Origin of the sequence: Rubritalea sp., from assembly GCF_039830215.1 — a bacterium.
Taxonomy (GTDB): Bacteria; Verrucomicrobiota; Verrucomicrobiia; order Verrucomicrobiales; family Akkermansiaceae; genus Rubritalea.
In genome coordinates, this window is record NZ_JBDOPO010000013.1 from 1 (window position 1) to 16,876 (window position 16,876).

The 16,876-nt window shown below is 49.0% G+C and carries 18 protein-coding genes; 5 read left to right on the plus strand and 13 right to left on the minus strand.

Annotated features, from left to right (window positions below):
• Positions 1–278: 278 nt before the first annotated feature.
• The 4 genes from ABGY95_RS00415 to ABGY95_RS00430 form a co-directional block, all read right to left on the minus strand.
• Positions 279–3,266, minus strand: coding sequence for an alpha-amylase family glycosyl hydrolase (locus ABGY95_RS00415; protein ID WP_347439704.1), 2,988 nt, complete (start codon positions 3,264–3,266; stop codon positions 279–281).
• Positions 3,267–3,296: 30 nt separating this feature from the next.
• On the minus strand, positions 3,297–4,133 hold the full coding sequence (locus ABGY95_RS00420) for an HAD-IIB family hydrolase (protein WP_347439705.1): 837 nt from the start codon (positions 4,131–4,133) through the stop codon (positions 3,297–3,299).
• The gene (locus tag ABGY95_RS00425; protein ID WP_347439706.1) at positions 4,120–5,079 is read right to left on the minus strand and encodes a hypothetical protein; all 960 of its coding nucleotides are present in this window, start codon (positions 5,077–5,079) and stop codon (positions 4,120–4,122) included. Before ABGY95_RS00425 ends, ABGY95_RS00420 begins: the two co-directional genes overlap by 14 nt.
• Positions 5,080–5,210: 131 nt before the next feature.
• Complete coding sequence (locus ABGY95_RS00430) at positions 5,211–5,396, minus strand: hypothetical protein (RefSeq protein WP_347439707.1); 186 nt, start codon at positions 5,394–5,396, stop codon at positions 5,211–5,213.
• A gap of 179 nt (positions 5,397–5,575) precedes the next feature.
• Between ABGY95_RS00430 and ABGY95_RS00435 the strand changes: the two genes are divergently transcribed.
• The gene (locus ABGY95_RS00435; RefSeq protein ID WP_347439708.1) at positions 5,576–6,682 is read left to right on the plus strand and encodes an AI-2E family transporter; all 1,107 of its coding nucleotides are present in this window, start codon (positions 5,576–5,578) and stop codon (positions 6,680–6,682) included.
• Positions 6,683–6,862: 180 nt separating this feature from the next.
• Here ABGY95_RS00435 and ABGY95_RS00440 read toward each other — a convergent pair whose 3' ends face one another.
• From ABGY95_RS00440 to ABGY95_RS00455, 4 genes are all read right to left on the minus strand, one after another.
• Positions 6,863–7,447 carry an FKBP-type peptidyl-prolyl cis-trans isomerase gene (locus tag ABGY95_RS00440; protein WP_347439709.1) on the minus strand — a complete coding sequence of 195 codons (585 nt, stop codon included), beginning with the start codon at positions 7,445–7,447 and terminating at the stop codon, positions 6,863–6,865.
• Positions 7,448–7,453: 6 nt separating this feature from the next.
• A complete protein-coding gene (locus ABGY95_RS00445; protein ID WP_347439710.1) occupies positions 7,454–7,666 on the minus strand; it encodes a hypothetical protein in 213 nt (70 codons plus the stop codon).
• A 57-nt stretch (positions 7,667–7,723) separates the two neighbouring features.
• Positions 7,724–8,452 (minus strand): ATP-binding protein, encoded by a 729-nt coding sequence (locus ABGY95_RS00450; RefSeq protein ID WP_347439711.1) that lies wholly within the window; start codon positions 8,450–8,452, stop codon positions 7,724–7,726.
• Between the two features lie 832 nt (positions 8,453–9,284).
• Positions 9,285–9,947, minus strand: a complete 663-nt coding sequence (locus ABGY95_RS00455; RefSeq protein ID WP_347439712.1) for a VTT domain-containing protein — start codon at positions 9,945–9,947, stop codon at positions 9,285–9,287.
• A 111-nt stretch (positions 9,948–10,058) separates the two neighbouring features.
• Here ABGY95_RS00455 and ABGY95_RS00460 point away from each other — a divergent pair, with 111 nt between their 5' ends.
• On the plus strand, positions 10,059–10,883 hold the full coding sequence (locus tag ABGY95_RS00460) for an alpha/beta fold hydrolase (protein WP_347439713.1): 825 nt from the start codon (positions 10,059–10,061) through the stop codon (positions 10,881–10,883).
• 705 nt (positions 10,884–11,588) lie between these two features.
• Here the strand turns inward: ABGY95_RS00460 and efp are convergent.
• The 3 genes from efp to ABGY95_RS00475 form a co-directional block, all read right to left on the minus strand.
• Positions 11,589–12,152: an elongation factor P gene (gene efp, locus ABGY95_RS00465; RefSeq protein WP_347439714.1), complete on the minus strand. Its 564-nt coding sequence runs from the start codon at positions 12,150–12,152 to the stop codon at positions 11,589–11,591.
• An 87-nt stretch (positions 12,153–12,239) separates the two neighbouring features.
• Entirely contained in the window at positions 12,240–13,223 is a 984-nt protein-coding gene (locus ABGY95_RS00470) for a KpsF/GutQ family sugar-phosphate isomerase (protein WP_347439715.1), read from the minus strand.
• Positions 13,224–13,235: 12 nt separating this feature from the next.
• On the minus strand, positions 13,236–14,414 hold the full coding sequence (locus ABGY95_RS00475) for a formylglycine-generating enzyme family protein (protein WP_347439716.1): 1,179 nt from the start codon (positions 14,412–14,414) through the stop codon (positions 13,236–13,238).
• A gap of 52 nt (positions 14,415–14,466) precedes the next feature.
• On the opposite strand from ABGY95_RS00475, the gene hisA reads away from it, so the two are divergent.
• Complete coding sequence (hisA, locus tag ABGY95_RS00480) at positions 14,467–15,231, plus strand: phosphoribosylformimino-5-aminoimidazole carboxamide ribotide isomerase (protein WP_347439717.1); 765 nt, start codon at positions 14,467–14,469, stop codon at positions 15,229–15,231.
• 92 nt (positions 15,232–15,323) lie between these two features.
• Here the strand turns inward: hisA and ABGY95_RS00485 are convergent, their stop codons facing one another.
• Positions 15,324–15,551: a hypothetical protein gene (locus ABGY95_RS00485; protein ID WP_347439718.1), complete on the minus strand. Its 228-nt coding sequence runs from the start codon at positions 15,549–15,551 to the stop codon at positions 15,324–15,326.
• 241 nt (positions 15,552–15,792) lie between these two features.
• Here ABGY95_RS00485 and ABGY95_RS00490 point away from each other — a divergent pair, with 241 nt between their 5' ends.
• Complete coding sequence (locus ABGY95_RS00490; protein ID WP_347439719.1) at positions 15,793–16,023, plus strand: hypothetical protein; 231 nt, start codon at positions 15,793–15,795, stop codon at positions 16,021–16,023.
• Positions 16,001–16,219 (plus strand): hypothetical protein, encoded by a 219-nt coding sequence (locus ABGY95_RS00495; RefSeq protein ID WP_347439720.1) that lies wholly within the window; start codon positions 16,001–16,003, stop codon positions 16,217–16,219. The genes ABGY95_RS00490 and ABGY95_RS00495 overlap by 23 nt, the downstream gene beginning before the upstream one ends.
• A 136-nt stretch (positions 16,220–16,355) precedes the next feature.
• Here ABGY95_RS00495 and tsaE read toward each other — a convergent pair whose 3' ends face one another.
• On the minus strand, positions 16,356–16,781 hold the full coding sequence (gene tsaE / locus ABGY95_RS00500) for a tRNA (adenosine(37)-N6)-threonylcarbamoyltransferase complex ATPase subunit type 1 TsaE (RefSeq protein WP_347439721.1): 426 nt from the start codon (positions 16,779–16,781) through the stop codon (positions 16,356–16,358).
• Positions 16,782–16,876: the final 95 nt, after the last annotated feature.

The window sequence follows — 16,876 nt, forward strand, 5'->3', positions numbered from 1 at the left end:
ATAAGTTGAGCGGCGAGTCGTTGGTGTGTAAGCGTTTAGACATGCCAAGCATGCCGATGCACTCACTATTTTAAGCTTTTTATTGATTTATTTTCAATTAGTTACGCACTAATTGAACGCGTATGGGCCGCAGATTGTCGCTGCACAACAAATCGTGGTCGTTGAGATCCTCGTAGCCCTGGTCCAGTGCAAAGACCCGCTGCATGACGAGGCTTTGGGCAATGCGGGCCAGCTTCACGAAAAGATCACGATGGTCAAGTTAGAGCTGAGAGGACAATTTATATTCTATTGGATATCCACACACAACCGTAAGGTGGAAGCTCAATATGGGTATTGTTTTGATCGTAAAGATCCCCAGTCAACAGGTCATGCCATATTTCTGTGGCGATCAGATTGATCCCAACGAGAGCAATACTTTGAGGTTTGCTAGAAATGTTATGGAGAGCAAAGATAGATTGGCTTCGGTCCAGGCTCTCACGCCAGAAGGCGAAGACTTGCTGACCAAAATGAAGAGTGTATTGAGTTGCGTTTGGATGGAATGCTGCTTGTTTTCGGCGTATTTCGATTCTTCTTCTCAGTTCGTCAAATACCGCTTTGTGATGACGGTCAGAGTCATCTAGGGCATCTTGTAATTCATCAGCAGACCATTGATGGCGGTTGATGGAGCGTGGTTCTCCGGTTTTGGCCATGCCGTCACGGTCATTTTCCGTAGCCAGTAAACTATGGATATAGAAAGCCGGGAGCCCTTCGAGCGCAAGCATGATGGTATGAGCACAGATGAAGCGTTCCTGTTGCCTGTTGTCCTGCCCCTCGGCAATGGTGCCTGCCATCGCTGAGTAGAGTGAGATATTGGCCTCATACGGTTTGAGATCACCTTGTGGTGTGCGACGCATGGAAATTTCACCTCCAAATCTTCGTATAGTTTTGATCAAATCCTCTTGCTCGGATTCGCTCAAGAGCCCTTCTGCGGGACGAAGACCGATCCCATCATGCGACGCAATGAAGTTCAAATAAGCCCGTCCACGTCTTGCCGGAGGCATCGACATCATCCACCTTTTTAAGTGGCGGCAGTCTCCGCTGAGCAATGTATGCAGAAGTAAGGGGGGAAGTGAAAAGTTGTAGATGAGGTGTGCTTCGTTGCCATTGCCAAAGTAACTGAGGTTCTCTTTGTTCGGAACATTGGTTTCGGTAATGAGAATCGCAGAGGGTTCCAAGTGCTCGATAATCAATCGGAGTAGTTTGATGATCTCGTGCGTTTCGGGTCGGTGAATACAATTAGAGCCATCTTTTTTCCAGAGGAAGGCCACGGCATCAAGGCGGAACATGCGAATTCCTTGATCGAGGTAGAGTTGTACGATACGAATGACCTCAAGCAACACTTCGGGGTTGGCAAAATTGAGATCCACTTGGTCTTCGCTGAAGGTGCACCAAACTTCTTTTTCTCCATCCACCGTGTTGACGGAGCTCAATAACGGGGAGCTTCGTGGGCGAACCACTCGGCTTAGATCGTTGAACTTTGAGCCATCGATAAAGTAGTCTTTGCCCGGTTGAGTGCCGGTGCAGAAGTTTTTGAACCACTCAGATTCTCTGGAGCAATGGTTAAGGACCAAATCGGCCATCAATTTGAAGTGCTTTCTAAAAGGTTCGATATCATGCCAGTCTCCTAGTTCTGGGTTGACCGCGTTATAATCGATTACGGAAAAACCGTCGTCTGAGCTGTGCGGGCAAAACGGAAGGATGTGAAGATTGTTGATGCTCTGTTTGAGTTCCCGCTGACTAAATTCATAGAGGGTTTTGAGCGGCGCTTCTCCCTGACGTTTGATGGAGTCTGCGTAGGTAATGACCAGGACATCGTCTTCGTCCCATTTATTTAGGTCGGGAGTCGACTGAATGGCTTTGATTTGTAATGGGGCTGTATCGAAAATGCGGTCGGTCACATGTAGAACTTGCTCTTCACCATAAATACCCCGAACCAGTTCTTCGGTTTGTTGACGTAGTTGGATTACTTTAGGATGGGTCGCGACATTGTAGCTCGCTCCTTGGCCGTACTCACGTTGGTCAGCTTCTACGGCATCGAGCAACATATCCATGATATTGGGAATGGCTGAAATCACACGTTTCCAGCTGGGCATGAATGGCGTGGCCATTGATTGCTCGGGGTCGAGGAATTCATTTCCTGCCTGCATGATATTTTCGGCAAAAACTTCGATCGCAGAACCTTCGGTGTGCATATCGTAGTTGAGACCATTGATCGCAGCATCGCTGTGATAACTATCGACCAGATCCAGTGCGATTCGGTAGTAGCTGGCTTTGATGGTACGGATTTTTTCTTGAGTAAAAACCTCACCTTGGGTTGCCATTTTACGAAACAGCGATTTTGAGATGTCGCAACTCATTTTGGAAAGTCCCCGTGACCTGTCGTCTAGCGAAAGCTCCTGATGTTTGTGGTCGTAGGTATCTGCGATATCAACCTGGCAAATTTGATTGGTGGCATAGTTGCGGTGCATCTCGGAGAGAGTTCCCATTTCCAACCCCCAGTCCGAGGGAATACGTATGTCTTCGATGACGTCTCTTGATAGAGAAAATTCTCCGGCAAGCGGATAGCGGAAGCTATCGAGAAACTCCAAATAGTCGTTAGGGCCACAGACCTTTTTTAAGGCACGCAGCAGGGGTGTTACTAAAAGGCGGCAGGCGCGGCCGTTCATCGAGTTATTTGCGATACGCGCGTAATACCCTTTACAGAATTTGTAACTCAAATTTGGATTGGCTACTGGGTAAATGAGTCGAGCCAGAAGAGATCGGTCATAGGTCGTGATATCACAATCATGCAGTGCCACCGTTTGCGCCTTTCCCGAAGCTAGAATGTAGCCAAACATATACCAAACATTTCTTCCCTTACCTGCTTCCAGTGGAGCTAATCCTTTTTGCTGAAGTAGTTTATCGATCTTTCTTAATCGAGGTCCATCGTTCCAAAGCACATCAGGCTGTTGTGGTAATCGGTCAAAAAACTGGAGTGCTGCTCGGTATTCAGATTCATTTGCTCGATCTAGTCCTACAACGATTTGATCGAGATAAGGAACACGGGCAATTTCATCAACAATCGAGTTCAAGGCTGGTCCTTCCAGCTCTGAATAGAGGGAGGGCAGGACAAGAGCCATCGGCTTCTGTTTACGAAACTGAAGTAAATCGTCTTCGAGTTGTTCGAGGGGGCGTTGGTTGAGCTGATGAAGTGTAGTGACGACGCCAAATTGGTGGAAATCTCCCATGGTTTGAGTGGTTATGTTAGGTGGTTTAGATTAAAATTGTTGAAGCCTATCTAAGACTGCGAGGTTCCATCCTTTGGAAGCGGGATAGCAGGCATAGGTCATATGAGAGGATTGGAGAGGAATGCGTGGTCCCTCGGGGTGAGGGACAATGATTGCAATGTCTGCATGCTCTAGCATCGATAAATCATTAGGACTGTCTCCAAGAGCCATCGTTGTCCAGTCGGTTTTAGGGTCGAATTTTTGATACAGTGATCGAGCGGCTTTAAGTCCATCTGATTTGTCGCAGCAGCTCATGAGGTGGATAAAGCGGCCGCCATGCAGCGCTCGAATCTGATGTTTTTGCATGAGCTCATAGAAGTCCTGCCAGCGTTCTTGCGTATCTTGCCAAAGGATCGGCTCGGAGACGTGTCTGTCTTTTGCCAGTGTCGCCTTTTCTTCGCTGAGTCCGGTATGAGTCATAACGTCGGAAACAGCCCAATCAGCAAAGCCTTGGAACGCAAATTGATGCTCAGACCGCAGCTCATGGGCCACCTTGAGAATGGCCGATCGAGAGAGGGCAGTGTTGGAGATCCAATATGAACCCATCTCTTGCCATGTTTTCTCGGTGGATGATTGGCAGAGTTCGGCAAGTTCGGAGTTTTTTGGCACAGCAATGATCCCTCCATTTTCTGCGATAATAGGAGTGTCGAGATTGAGCTCTCGGGTGAGATCCTGTAGTTCAGCTAGAGTTTTGCTGGAATTAAAGACCAGAGGATATCCTTTTCTTTGGAGCGCCTGTACAGCCTCCATGGCATCTTCATAACGATAGTTTTCGTCCATGAAGCAAGCGTCGATATCTGTGACGATAAGTAGTTTATGTGGAGTCATGATTGTGAGGGCTAGATGGTTTAGTCGACCAGCAAACACGGTCGACCTGATGGTCTGGATTGAGGTGAAACACGCAGTCCGTTCGGTCGGGCATCTCGGAGAGCATCCATCGGGTTAATCGTTCATAATGCATGATGAAGCGTTCAATCTGCTGAGGGCTCATCAATTTGAGCTGGGTATGGTCATGATGACCTTGCTGCGTTAGTCGCGTGCTCAATTTTTTTTCCTGTTCATTGCGCCAAGTATGCACGTATTCAAAATTGGGAGCTTTCAGCATGACTAGTCGGTCAATGAGGCCGAAGAGATTCTGATAGGGGCCCTTTAAGGCGTCATTCACGTAGTGGCGCCACGAGCAGTCGTCATCATCCAGCTCTTCCAATCGATTGACGGGATCGGCTAGTGCCAAGTTCTGCTGAGGGCGGGCCCCTACACACCATCCCTCGAATAGAATGACATCGACAGCTTGGTCAACATCGATCCATTGGCTGTCGGGAGCCCTCTCGTCCCTTGCTTTATCAAATACAGGAAGGCGACAAGGGGTCTTATTTTTGAGGGTGTGGAGTATTTTAGTTCCGAGCTTTATATCATGCGTGCCAGGCACTCCGCGCGTTTTGAGGAGCGGATGAATGTCTTGGGCCAGCTGTTCTCGTTCTGCATAGGTTAAATAGATGTCATCGATCGATAGAATGGCTGTGTCGAGCCCATATTTATGGTTGAGCGAGAGCTTGAGGATCTCCGATAAGGTCGATTTGCCTGTTCCTTGAGCGCCATTGATACCTACAATCAGGGGCGTAGTTGAACACTGGCTCCATTGGGCGATTTTCGCTGCAAGCGGGAGGCAATGATCCACTACAGTCTCTGCGTAGGATGCGGGCAGAGATTGCTCTTCAATAAATGAGTTGATCCAGTGTGAGGGGGTCATCATAGCTGCTGGTAGATCGTGCAAGCACGATTTTATCGTGGGTTAACACTTATAGAGCAATCATGATGCCATTCGGAGAAAAATCGTAGGTTACTTTGGATTTGATGTCAAAATTGGGAATTTTTCATAGTGGTTTCACAGAAATAACGAAGCACCTATGGACATAGGGCGCTAGTTGACCTAATTGAATAAATTGCCAGCGAGGCAGCCTCTGATGTTTGCACAATGCCGTCGAGTAACCGCTGGCGCGATTCGATCGACGCCCATGTGGTTTGAGGTGTGATGATGAGGTTGGAAATGTCGAGACCTACTAATACATGGTCCTCTGCCGGCGCTGCCATAAATAAAAAGACAGATAATATCTGAGAGTAGTACTAGTGGAAAACTGTGGTGGAACTGAGCTAGGAAAGTTAGCAGATCAAAAGCGATGGTTTCGAGCTGGAGACGACAAGTTAGATTGGTGATTTTGAGCTTTGATTGATTCTTGCTATGTCATGTACTTTTCAGTTATCTGTTAGCGATGTCTGATTCCCCTATTCCTGATCCTGATCGCTTTAGGCGCACGGTGGTGCTGTTCTTAGTGGTAGGCATCACCGTATTATTTCTTTTCGTGGTGAAGGATTTTCTGATGCCACTTTTGTTAGCAGGGATTTTTGCTGGTTTATTGCGGCCAGTTTATAGAAGGCTGCATTTAGCCTTCAAAGGGAGGACGGTTTTGGCATCAGTCGTTACGATCTTGCTGGCTTTGACTCTGGTAGGTCTCCCGCTTATTGCTCTAGCGAGCGTTGTGGTAGGGCAAGCCTACAAGGTGAGTGAGTCGGCTTTTACTTGGTTGCAGTTCCAAATGGAGCACGCCTCTATTGAAGAAAGTGGTAAGTGGATAATGGCACAGTTCCCAATGGTTGAGGAGTTTTTACCCGAGCAAGAAAAAACGGTAGAGATGCTAGGTCAAGCTGCGAGCAAGGTGGCGACGGTCTTTATGAAAAGCCTCACATCGATGACTACTGGGGCTGCGTCCTTTTTGCTCAATTGCTTCGTGATGCTTTATGCGATGTTCTTTTTCCTCATCGATGGGCCGAAGCTAGTGCGAAAAATGATGCACTACCTACCACTCAATGGGGAACATAGGGAAGCAATGTTAGGGCGTTTTACTCAGGTGACACGGGCCACACTCAAGGGCTCAGTAGTGATAGGATTTATTCAAGGGGCCCTAGGAGGAATCGGGCTGTATTTTGCTGGAGTGGAAGGGGCCGTGTTCTGGTCGGCTATCATGATGGTGCTTTCGGTTATCCCAGGTATTGGAACTCCGCTCGTTTGGGGTCCGGCTGTGGTGTGGCTTCTTATCCGAGGTGACTATACGGCTGGAATTCTTTTGTTAGCGTGGAGTGCTGGAGTCGTGGCTTCCATTGACAATGTGCTACGGCCAATCTTGGTCGGCAAAGATGCCAACCTTCCGGATCTCTACATTTTGATAGGAACTCTGGGGGGAATATTCATGTTTGGAGCAGTGGGCCTCATCGTAGGTCCCATTGTCTGCGCCCTTTTTGTCACAGTGTGGGACATCTACGGGGTGGTTTACGGAGACGTTTTAGACCGTAACGAAGAACATGAGGATGAACTGGCTTAAGCTTCGATCATGAGCAATTCGACTGTAAAAATGAGAGTCACGAAAGGTAGGGGACTTTATGGCATGCGTCAGTTCGCTGGTGAGGACTGAGTGCTGTGAGTTAGCAGCTTCGCTGGGGGTATTTGAACGATCGTGACAGTCGTGCTACGTGGGGAAATCGGCGCCACGCTTCGTGGTTTTTTAGTCGATAGCTAGTAGCTCGACTTCAAAGGTGAGAGTGGCGAAGGGTGGGACGGTGGTTTCTGTGCCACGGTCGCCATAGGCTAGGTTCTGAGGGATGAAGAACTGATACTTTGAGCCAGCACTCATGAGCTGGAGGCCTTCTTTCCATCCTTCAATGACCTTGCTTACAGTAAAGCTGGCAGGTGTGCCGCGCTCGACAGAGCTGTCGAAGACTGTTCCGTCGATGAGCGTGCCGTGGTAGTGGACGGTGACTTTGTCTGAAAGTTGTGGGGAGTTACCAGAGCCTGGTTCTAGCACTTTGTACTGGAGGCCTGAGGCTTTGGTCTTGACGCCCGCAGCTGTGGCGTTGTCGGCGAGGAATGCCTCACCCTTTTGCTTGGCGAGGTCTAGGCGGTATTGCTTCACTACCTTAGTTGCTAGCATATACGATTTTAGATCGATTTTACGAAGAGCATTGTTGGCCTTGTCGGCGATAGCTTCCTCGACGTTCTCTTTGATAAGAATTGAATCGTTGAGAGCCGGCTCACCATTTTTAGCGCCAAGTTTGTAGCTGACGATTTTTAGGGCTTCTTGAATCTCCATGGGGAATTAGTCCTCAGATTTTTCGTCTTTAGGTTCAGGTTGGTAGAGTTCCGCACCTTTGAGAAGGCGGCAGAATTCTTTTTTAGAAACGTCGTGAATGGTACCTTCGCGGGTTTCTAGGTCAGTCATTTCCTTGTACTCGATGTCGAGACGCGCCCACATCGTGATAAGTAAGTATTTGTCTCCTTTTTTCCAAATCTGTCCTTGTTCGAGTTTCATGAACTTGGTGTAGGAGAGAGTTGAGTATTTGGCCAAGCTAATATCAGAAATCTGAAATCAGCAACGGCTTAGTTCCTGAAAAAAGAACTCGGTGTCCCATGATGGTTTGGCTCCGCATTCGGGCTCGTCTTCCTGATTGCTCGCTGGGGTGTAGAGTTTGTCGACTACCTCACCGAGCTTCACTGGTATCGGCTGGGAGAAGTTTGGGGAATCGTAGACAAATGTGTGGAATTCACCATTCTCACCGCATGGATCAACACCCTCTGTAAGGTCGTTGAGGAACTCTAGATCGTAGTCTCTCCCGACAAAGCTGCTATCGAAGTGTTTGCCACTAACACAGACGACGACGGCTTTTACTCCTGACTCGATGATGCTCTTAGCCATAGTTGCGGTGCTGTTTTCTTTCCAAATAGGGAAGACGGTTTCGAGCTGGCTGGCGTCCATTTGTTTTTGGCGATATAGCTTGAGGTCTTCGAGGAAGATGTCGCCAAATGCGCAATGCGTGGCACCGATTGCTTTGAGTTTAGCCATTTCTTCACTGATCATGGAATTGTAGTCCTCCATGTTACAGTCGCGAGGGATGAGTATTTTCTGTAATGGCAAGCGGAGGGCGGCAGCTTGGGCTTCAAGTAGTTCTTCGCGCACGCCATGCATGGAAATCCTTCGGAACTCTGAGCTAAGTGAGGTGACTATTCCTCCTAGCTTTCCACCTTGTTGGGTGAGTTTATGTAGAGCATAGGCGGAGTCTTTACCGCCACTCCAGTGGAGCCATGTGGAATCGTTCATCTAAGGTGATTTTGTGCCAGTAAGCTTATGCTTCGTCAATCTATCAGATCATGCCCTTGTGGTGGAGGTATGTGTGCTCTAGTTTGCGGCATGGCAATGTTTGAATTGACTAAAAGGTGGCATTAGTCACTGATGCGAGCCGTGGCTTAGGGGCTGAAATAGCGATTGTCCTGATGGCGCCGGGCGCTAAAGTGATGGGGGACTACTATAGCAGTATAGACTAAGTAGTAGAGGTTGTAGCTAAAATCCAAGCCAGCGATGGAGAGTCTGAACTCTGCCAAGCTGATATTTTAAAGTAGCAGGAGTGCTGAGAGTTAGAGGATGTTACGCTCGCAGCGTGTGGAACTTTCGTTATATTGGTCGTGAACGCTATACTTCCGCAGAAGATGTTCGAGTTGGAGGCCTAGTCTGCAGATAATTACAGGAGTATGTTAGATTCCTTTGTGACGCGTCCATTTTATCTAGCAAGGTCAGTGCTTCCACATTTTAAAATGTAGGAGGGCGAGTAGTATTATCAACATAACAAGCGAAGTGATAGATAATGGCGTGACTTACTACAGTGCTTATGTCGCCGCCAAAGGATGCCAGCATAGTTGGACGCAAATGCTGGCGCGTGAGTTGGCTCCATTCGGAATCACAGTGAATAACGTGGCACCTGTCTGGATTCCTGTAGCGCGTCCCAGTGATGAGCTATTAGGGGGCAATAATCTGACACAGCATAAGTGCCAGCTTCACTCAGAGCTATAGCCAGTACGGGGGCATGTTTCACTGCCGATAAAGCGCACTTTATTAACGGTCAGTCACTAGCAGCGAATGGCGCGAATACGGTTGGTTAGACCGACTTTTTCGAGCGCTTATTGTTGCGGATAAAGAGCGCCCATGACGACCAAAGTACGGCCATTATACAGAGGTATGCTATCAATGCTGGAGTGAGGTCTTCTGCTGATGAAAGCGACCCAGCATAGGCAACTGCGATCGAATAAATCGTACAGCTAGCTCCAAAAGTGAGTAGGAATTTCCAGAATGGCATGTGGGTGGCACCGGCTAGACAGCTAGCAGCCTCAGGGAACATAGGTAGAGAACGAGAAAGCAGGAGTACCAAAATGCTATGCTGGTGAAAGGTTTCTTTCATGTTTGCTAGATGTGTTTCATCTCGGTAAATGCGCTTGAGCATTCGGTAGCCATAGACCCGGCAAAGTGTGTAGCCGGTGACCCCTGCCAGTGTGAGTCCCAGTGAGCCGCACACTGCACCCCAGATTGACCCTAGGAAATAACCACCAATGCTAACGACCACGATGCCGGGGACTGGGATGATGATGTCGGAGGTCAGTAGTCCGATCACCAGCAAGCCGATCCAGAGTTTTGGCCAGTTCTCTGCATTGCGCAACATCTCTGCTAAGTCGTCCTGAGTCAGCAATCCTGTGGAGTTGAGCAGGATGAAAATGAGCAGGAAAATCCCGATGAGACCGAGGGCTGTTTTTATAAGTGGCTTCATGGGGACGGCAGTCGTTACGAGGGTATAATTCTAGACAGGGCTCGCTACAAGAGGAAAGAAAGGTAGGACTTAAATCTTGCGGAGAGTGACTCTACCACCTTGTTTATGGGCATGGCTGAATGTGAAGTGAATGGGTGCCGGTTCTTTTACCAAGACCGAGGGCCTATCGATGGAAGACGTGTACCAGTAATTGTTTTTGTGCACGGGTTGCTTTGGGACTCGTCAATGTTTGAACATCAGATTGCAGTCTTAGAGTCTCACTATCGTTGTATTGCAATCGATCTGAGAGGGCAGGGAAAGTCACAAGTGACCGAAGCTGGCTATGGAATCAGTGACCAAGCAATGGATGTGCAGCAGATCATAGAACACCTGGGTGTTGCTCAATACCACTTTGTCGGGCTGTCGATGGGTGGGTTTATTGGGATGCGTTTGGCTGCTTGGGAGCCTGGGCGCGTTCTGAGTCTCACGGTGATTGGCAGTTCGGCTGGACCTGAGCCGATGAAAACTCAGGTGAAGTGCCGTCGGCTCGCTTGGGTTGCGAGTTGGTTAGGATTTGCTCCCATCGCATCGCGGGTCATGCCAATCATGTTTGGTGCGACATTCATGAAAGACCCTATGCGTTCGAAGGAACGACAACATTGGTTAGATAGGCTCAAATCGAATTCAAAATTTGGAGTCCAACGAGCAACCTTGGGGGTGGTTGAGCGCGAGGACTATCGGCCACGCTTAGAGCTTATTTTCTGTCCCACACTCATCATGGTGGGTGATGAAGACACTGCAACTCCTAGAGCGAAAGCGGAAGAGATTGTGGCAGGGGTCAAAAGAGCTGAACTCTGTGTGATTCCTCAGGCCGGGCATAGCGCTTCGATCGAACAAGCTGAGTTGGTTAGCTCTCAGATTCGCGGCTTTTTAAGTAAGCTAAACGAAGCCCGATGAGCTTAGAGGAATGTCAGAATGCGGTCTTGGAGGTTATTGTAGAGCTAGCCTAGTCCGATGAGCACGAGCTAGTTCTGGCCAGGCTTGATTTCCCAATTTGGTTTGGCCGCTGGTTTAGTTTGCTCGACAGCGGCAGCAGACATTTCTGTATGAGGTGGAGCTGTCCGCTGAATTGTCTCCTCGATAATTGGTGGTGCGACCTCTTGTGGTAGTGGCGGGGGAATAGCGGCGGCGGATATTTCAGTGAAGATTTCAGCGGCACTGCTATGCGCTTCTTTTTTTGACTGGGTTTTAGAGGCAGCAGGGGGCTTCTTGATGAGATTCTAGGATGAATCGCTCAATCGACTGCTCGATCAAAACACATTCTTGCTGGAGGTTTTTACAGGTGAAGAGCGAGTGCACCTTGGCGACTGACGAGTTGGTCTAGCTTCTCTTGGCCTACGGAGTCCATTTTCGGATCATAACAAAAGTAAAGAGGCGGAGAGCATCTAAATTAGTGTGGACTCAATTATTTAAAATGATGCAAAGAGGGGCTTAGATCTAGGTGAGTTAAGCTTGCCGGACGTTTCGGAGAGATTTCCTAGCCGGTTCATTCATGAAATTCGTGTGGATCCGTGGTTGAAATGTTTCATTGTCCTAGCCTGTGGGCACAAAAAAAAGCGGAGCCGTAGCTCCGCTTTTAGAAAATATTGAGGATGTTTGTGCCTATGCGCGTCCGAGGTAGTTGCCTTCCTCCGTGTTGATTTTAAGGACGTCACCTGGCTTGACGAAGAGTGGGACCTGAACAGTCTTACCTGTCTCAAGTACTGCTGGCTTGGTTGGGTTGTTCGCTGTGTCACCTTTGATGCCATCTGAAGAATCTTTCACGGTAAGCTCAACAGTGGCTGGAAGTGTGATGGTCACTGGGTTCCCTTCGACGAAGAGGACTTCAACTTCTTGACCCTCTTTCATGTAGTCCACGGCGTCACCTACGAGCTCAGCATTGAGAGTGATAGTCTCGTAAGTAGTGAGATCCATGAAGTGAAAACCTGATGGGTCGGAGTAGGAAAACTCGAGCTTCTGGCGGTCAGTGTCGATGACATCAGCTTTGTCTGATGAGGCGAAGCGGATGGACTTTGTTTTGCCTGACTGAAATGAACGGATAGTGGCAGCGATGAGGGCGTTGCCTTTTCCAGGTGTACGGTGGTCAAGAGCGAGAACGATGCCAGTTTCGCCTTGGTACTTGATGCACTGGCCTTTTTTGAGATTAGTTGCGACTACGGATGCCATGGTATAAAAGTGTTGTGTTGGAAGTGTGAAGTTAGAGAATAATCCTCTGACGGATAGAGATTTGGTAAAGAATCGTGCTGGCCTTGGCTAGACAATTTTTAAGCGAGCGAGGTCCTGTGAGTCGACAAGCCCGACAACTTTATTCTGAATATCGACGACGATGAGGTCGTCGACCCGCATCTGTTCGAAAGTTTTGACGGCTTCTGCTGCGAGTGCGTCTTGGAGAATTGTGATGGGCGCTGTGTGCATGAAATCGACGACAAGCCGTTGTCCAATGTTATTATCAAGTTGGAAATTGCGGGCGAAATCTCCATGGGTGAAGACTCCACGTAGAGTAGTCCCATCGTCGTCGGTGATGATCGCGGATCCTGTGCGGGCCATACTCATGGTGGCGAGCGTATCAGTGACGCTAGCTGTCGTGCTCACTTTTGCTATCTGATCACCAGAGCGCATAATATCTTTAACGGAGGTGAGTAATGCTCTACCGAGCGCTCCACCGGGGTGGAATTTAGCAAAGTCGGTTTCGGTAAAGCCACGAGATTCTAGCAGAGCCATGGCTAGGGCATCGCCCATGACTAATGCTGCGGTCGACGACGAGGTCGGAGCTAAATTGAGCGGGCAGGCTTCATTGTCGATAGGGGTAATTAGCGCTATGTCTGAGTGCTTGGCTAGACTAGAGCTAGCACTCTTAGTGATAGAAATGATTTGGACATCAAAGCGCTTGATGTGTGGCAGGAGATCGAGAAGTTCTACGGTCTCTCCTGAGAATGAAAGGGCTATAATTGTATCACCATCAGAGATGATTCCCAGATCACCGTGGAGGGCATTCTGTGAATTAAGCACTACAGCAGTGGAACCTGTGGAATTGAGTGTCGCTGCGATTTTGTGGCCGATATTGCCAGATTTTCCGATTCCAATAACGACCACCTTGCCTTTATTTGATACGGAATCAGCTAGGGCATTGACCGCCAGAGCAAAGTTGTTGTCGAGGTGATCGAGCAGCGACTGGATGGCATCGATTTCGATTTTGACTACCCGTCTTCCACTGGCAATGAGTTCAGAATTATTCATGATTTGAAGGGGCTATGGTTGAGGAACATCTTTAACGCAGCGGAAACCTGTGTGGTGGGTTGGAGTCAGCGGTTCGTGGTAGTGCCTGGCTCCTGGACGGAAACGTAGGCAGTAGGAAAAATGACAAAGGAAAGAGCCACCACGTGCGACGCGAAGGTGACTGAGTGGGTGCATACCTGGTGTTGGTGGTGGGCAAGTGCCAGTGCGGAGGACCTGAGTTTGTTCCCTTTCAGTGAGTGGTTTGGTTGGACCTTGTGGGTTTTTTACGGGGTCTAAGACGTACTCTTCATAGTAGCGTGGGTTGTAATAATCACTACAAATTTCCCAGACATTTCCTGCCATGTCGTAAAGACCGTAATCGTTGGCTGGGTAGGATTTCACAGGAGCTGAGAGATGGAATCCATCTTCTGCTACAGAAGCATTGGGGAAGTCACCTTGGAAACAGTTAGCCATCCATTTGTCATTAAGCTTCACGTTGGCTCCCCAGATGAACATGCGTTTCTCATGACCGCCACGGGCAGCTCTTTCCCATTCAGCTTCGGTAGGGAGACGCTTGCCTGCCCATTTGGCGTATGCAGCCGCGTCATGGTAGTTCACGCAGACGACTGGGTGGTCCATTTTGTCTTTGATCGTGGAACCTGGCCCTTCAGGATGACGCCAGTCGGCTCCCTTTGTGTAGGCCCACCAGCGCCATGCGTCCTCAGCCTGGCGAGGGTCGAGCGCTACGGTGGGTTTCATATACACATTGGCACCAGGCAATAGCGCGTCGGCTGGGGCTTGTGGAAAGTCTTCTTGTTTGAGGCCGGCTTCTGCCATGGTGACGAAGCCAGTGGCTTCTACGAACTCTGCAAATTGTTTGTTCGTTACCTCTGTGGCATCCATGAAAAATCCATCGACGGCACACTGATGAAGCGGGCGTTCTTCGAGAAAGTGGTTCTCGGCAATTTGGTTGCGCATTCTAGGGTCATTGACCCCTTCGAGGAATACAGAGAGGTTGCCAGGGTCTTGTTCATTTCCACGCCAGTATGTCCCACCTGGGATCCAAACCATGCCTTCCGGTGCGGCCGTTGGCCCTTGGGGTAATTTCGGTTGGTTGTCAGCATCTTCTGTGGACTTTGTCGGAGTGTTGTCGCAAGAAGAGAAACTGAAGGCGGCGAGGCCTGCAAAAAAGGTGATTTTGAGTGGATTCATAGCTTGGTGCTTGCGCTTTGCTCTGGTCTGGATTCTTCTCTCGCTCAGAGCGATGACCCAATTTAGACCATGTATTGATCTTCACAATGGCCAAGTGAAGCAAATTGTTGGCGGCACCTTATCGGATGACGGAGCAGGCTTGAAGGAAAATTTTGTGGCGGATGCCTCAGCTACTGAGTTTGCCCAGCTTTACCGTGGCGATAGCCTGACGGGCGGGCATGTGATCCAGTTAGGTCCAGGAAATCGAGAGGCCGCATTGAGTTCATTGGCTGCTTGGCCAGGTGGTTTACAGTTAGGCGGTGCTGTGACTATTGGGAACGCTGCCGAGTGGATTGAGGCAGGGGCGAGCCAAGTGATTGTGACCTCGTGGTTGTTTGATCAGGATGGAACATTCCGTATGGATAGACTTAAAGAACTTTCTCAGGAGGTAGGAAAGGAGCAGCTCGTGGTCGATCTGAGTTGTCGACGCACTGACAAAGGTTGGACCGTGGCGATGAATCGCTGGCAGACGCTGACCAATATTGAAATCACGAAGGACTCGCTCGATAGCATGGCCGAATATTGTTCGGAATATCTAATCCATGCCGCGGATGTCGAAGGACTCTGTGGTGGTGTTGATCTGGAGTTGGTAACTATGCTAGGTGACTGGGCTGGGATTCCCATGACCTATGCAGGTGGAGTAGGCAGCATGCACGATGTACTCGCCGTAGACGCGCATTCATCTGGTAAGGTCGATATTACAGTGGGGTCAGCTCTTGATATATTCGGAGGTGATGGCGTGAGCTACCGAGATTTAGTGAATTGGAATCAAAGGTAACTTCGAGAGGTTAGACATCGTTAAACAAAAAAGCTCCAAACGCATGTGCGGTGGAGCTTCGAGGGGACGCGTCTCAGTCTGTCTGAGAAGTCTTAAATGTCGTCGAGATCGAAATCTTCGTCTTCCACTTCAACTGGCTCGCCGTCTGCTACATTCTGAACAAGCTCACTATCTTCGGCTTCAGCTGTGAAGTAGACTGGAATTTGGAGAGTGAGGTCTTCGTTTAAAAAGATAGAGGATGCTTCGATTTTAGTGTCCTTAAGGAAGTCCTCTTTTTGATCAGGGCTGGCGAAGGTGAGGAGGATGGTGTCTTGCTTCATTGCTGTAAGGCTATAGCTGAGCGTTGCTTGCTGTAAACTTTAAATAGAGCAAGTTTATCTAACAATCCTAGAGGTGATTTTGACTTGCCACTGGGCTAGGGTGTCGTCTAGTTGGTTGGAGGTGATGGAAGCATTTGATAGTGAATGTTTTGAACTTTTTAGAGGGCTGCAGAGCTCCGATGAAATCGAGATGTTACGAGATGTCTTTGATACCTAAGCTGCGCTAGAAAAGAAGGCATGTGTGCGTGCAGTCACGGCTAAATCAGCGCTACTTTTGAAGCTGGCCGAGACTAGCGCGTTGCGCCAAGACATTCCTGCTGACTATTTATTAGTGCGTAGTATTTTGTTTGATAAGACGGCTGACGAAAACTGGCCAGAGCTCTGGCATCATGGCTTGAGCATTGCCGTGGAGGAGAAAAAACATCGTCGATGGCTATGGGCCTTGGTCCATGAAGAATGGGGTAGTGCATGAGCACCCCCCCGTCGGAGGTTTTCCAGTAGATGGCAACGCTGCGGTTAAACTCAGATCCTACGCCAGCAAGCAATGTGCTCTACGAGTGATTCGGGGGGCAAATAAATCTGGTACAATGCACCCAGCATCTGTGTCGGATGCTGTAGAAGTAGGACAGGAGGTTACCTGCGCTTGTGCAGCTGGGGGGGGGGCTTAAGATGTCCCCTTTAATATCACACGCCTCTCGGAGATCTGACCCTTCCCACGAGGCGGAGAATATTGCATTTTGAATACGCTTATAAAGGCTGCCTTCACCCTGAATTGAGCTGGTGTAGATGACCGTGTCACATTTGCTAGGCTTGTACATAGCTCAGGCTGCGGCCGACTTCTAGGTGCTCGATGTGAATGCAATGGCTGCCTGCTGGTATCATCTCAGGGAAGCGGTCTGGCCATTCAATGACAAGAATGGCATCTCGCTCTAAATAGTCTTCCCAGCCGATTGCTAGTAGTTCTTCGGGCTTCTCCATTCGATACCAATCAAAGTGGAGCAGCTCAGGTGAGCAATCGGTGTATTCATTAACGAGGGCAAACGTGGGGCTAGTAATAGAATCAGTACGTCCAAGAGCGGAGGCGATTCCTTGAGTGAGGTGGGTCTTTCCAGCACCTAGGTCGCCAATCAGCGCGAGGATGTCACCTGAGCGAAGTTGCGTGGCTAGCTCCGAGCCAAAGGCTTTCATTGCTTCTGCTGAGTCTATTTCTATTGGGAAAAGTTGTTGCACGGGAATGTTTTTGAACTTTTTTGAGATAAGTTCAAAAAAAATCTTGCCGATATGTGAGATTTGTGGTCAATTCCGCGCCCAGTCCAGCGCGCTCT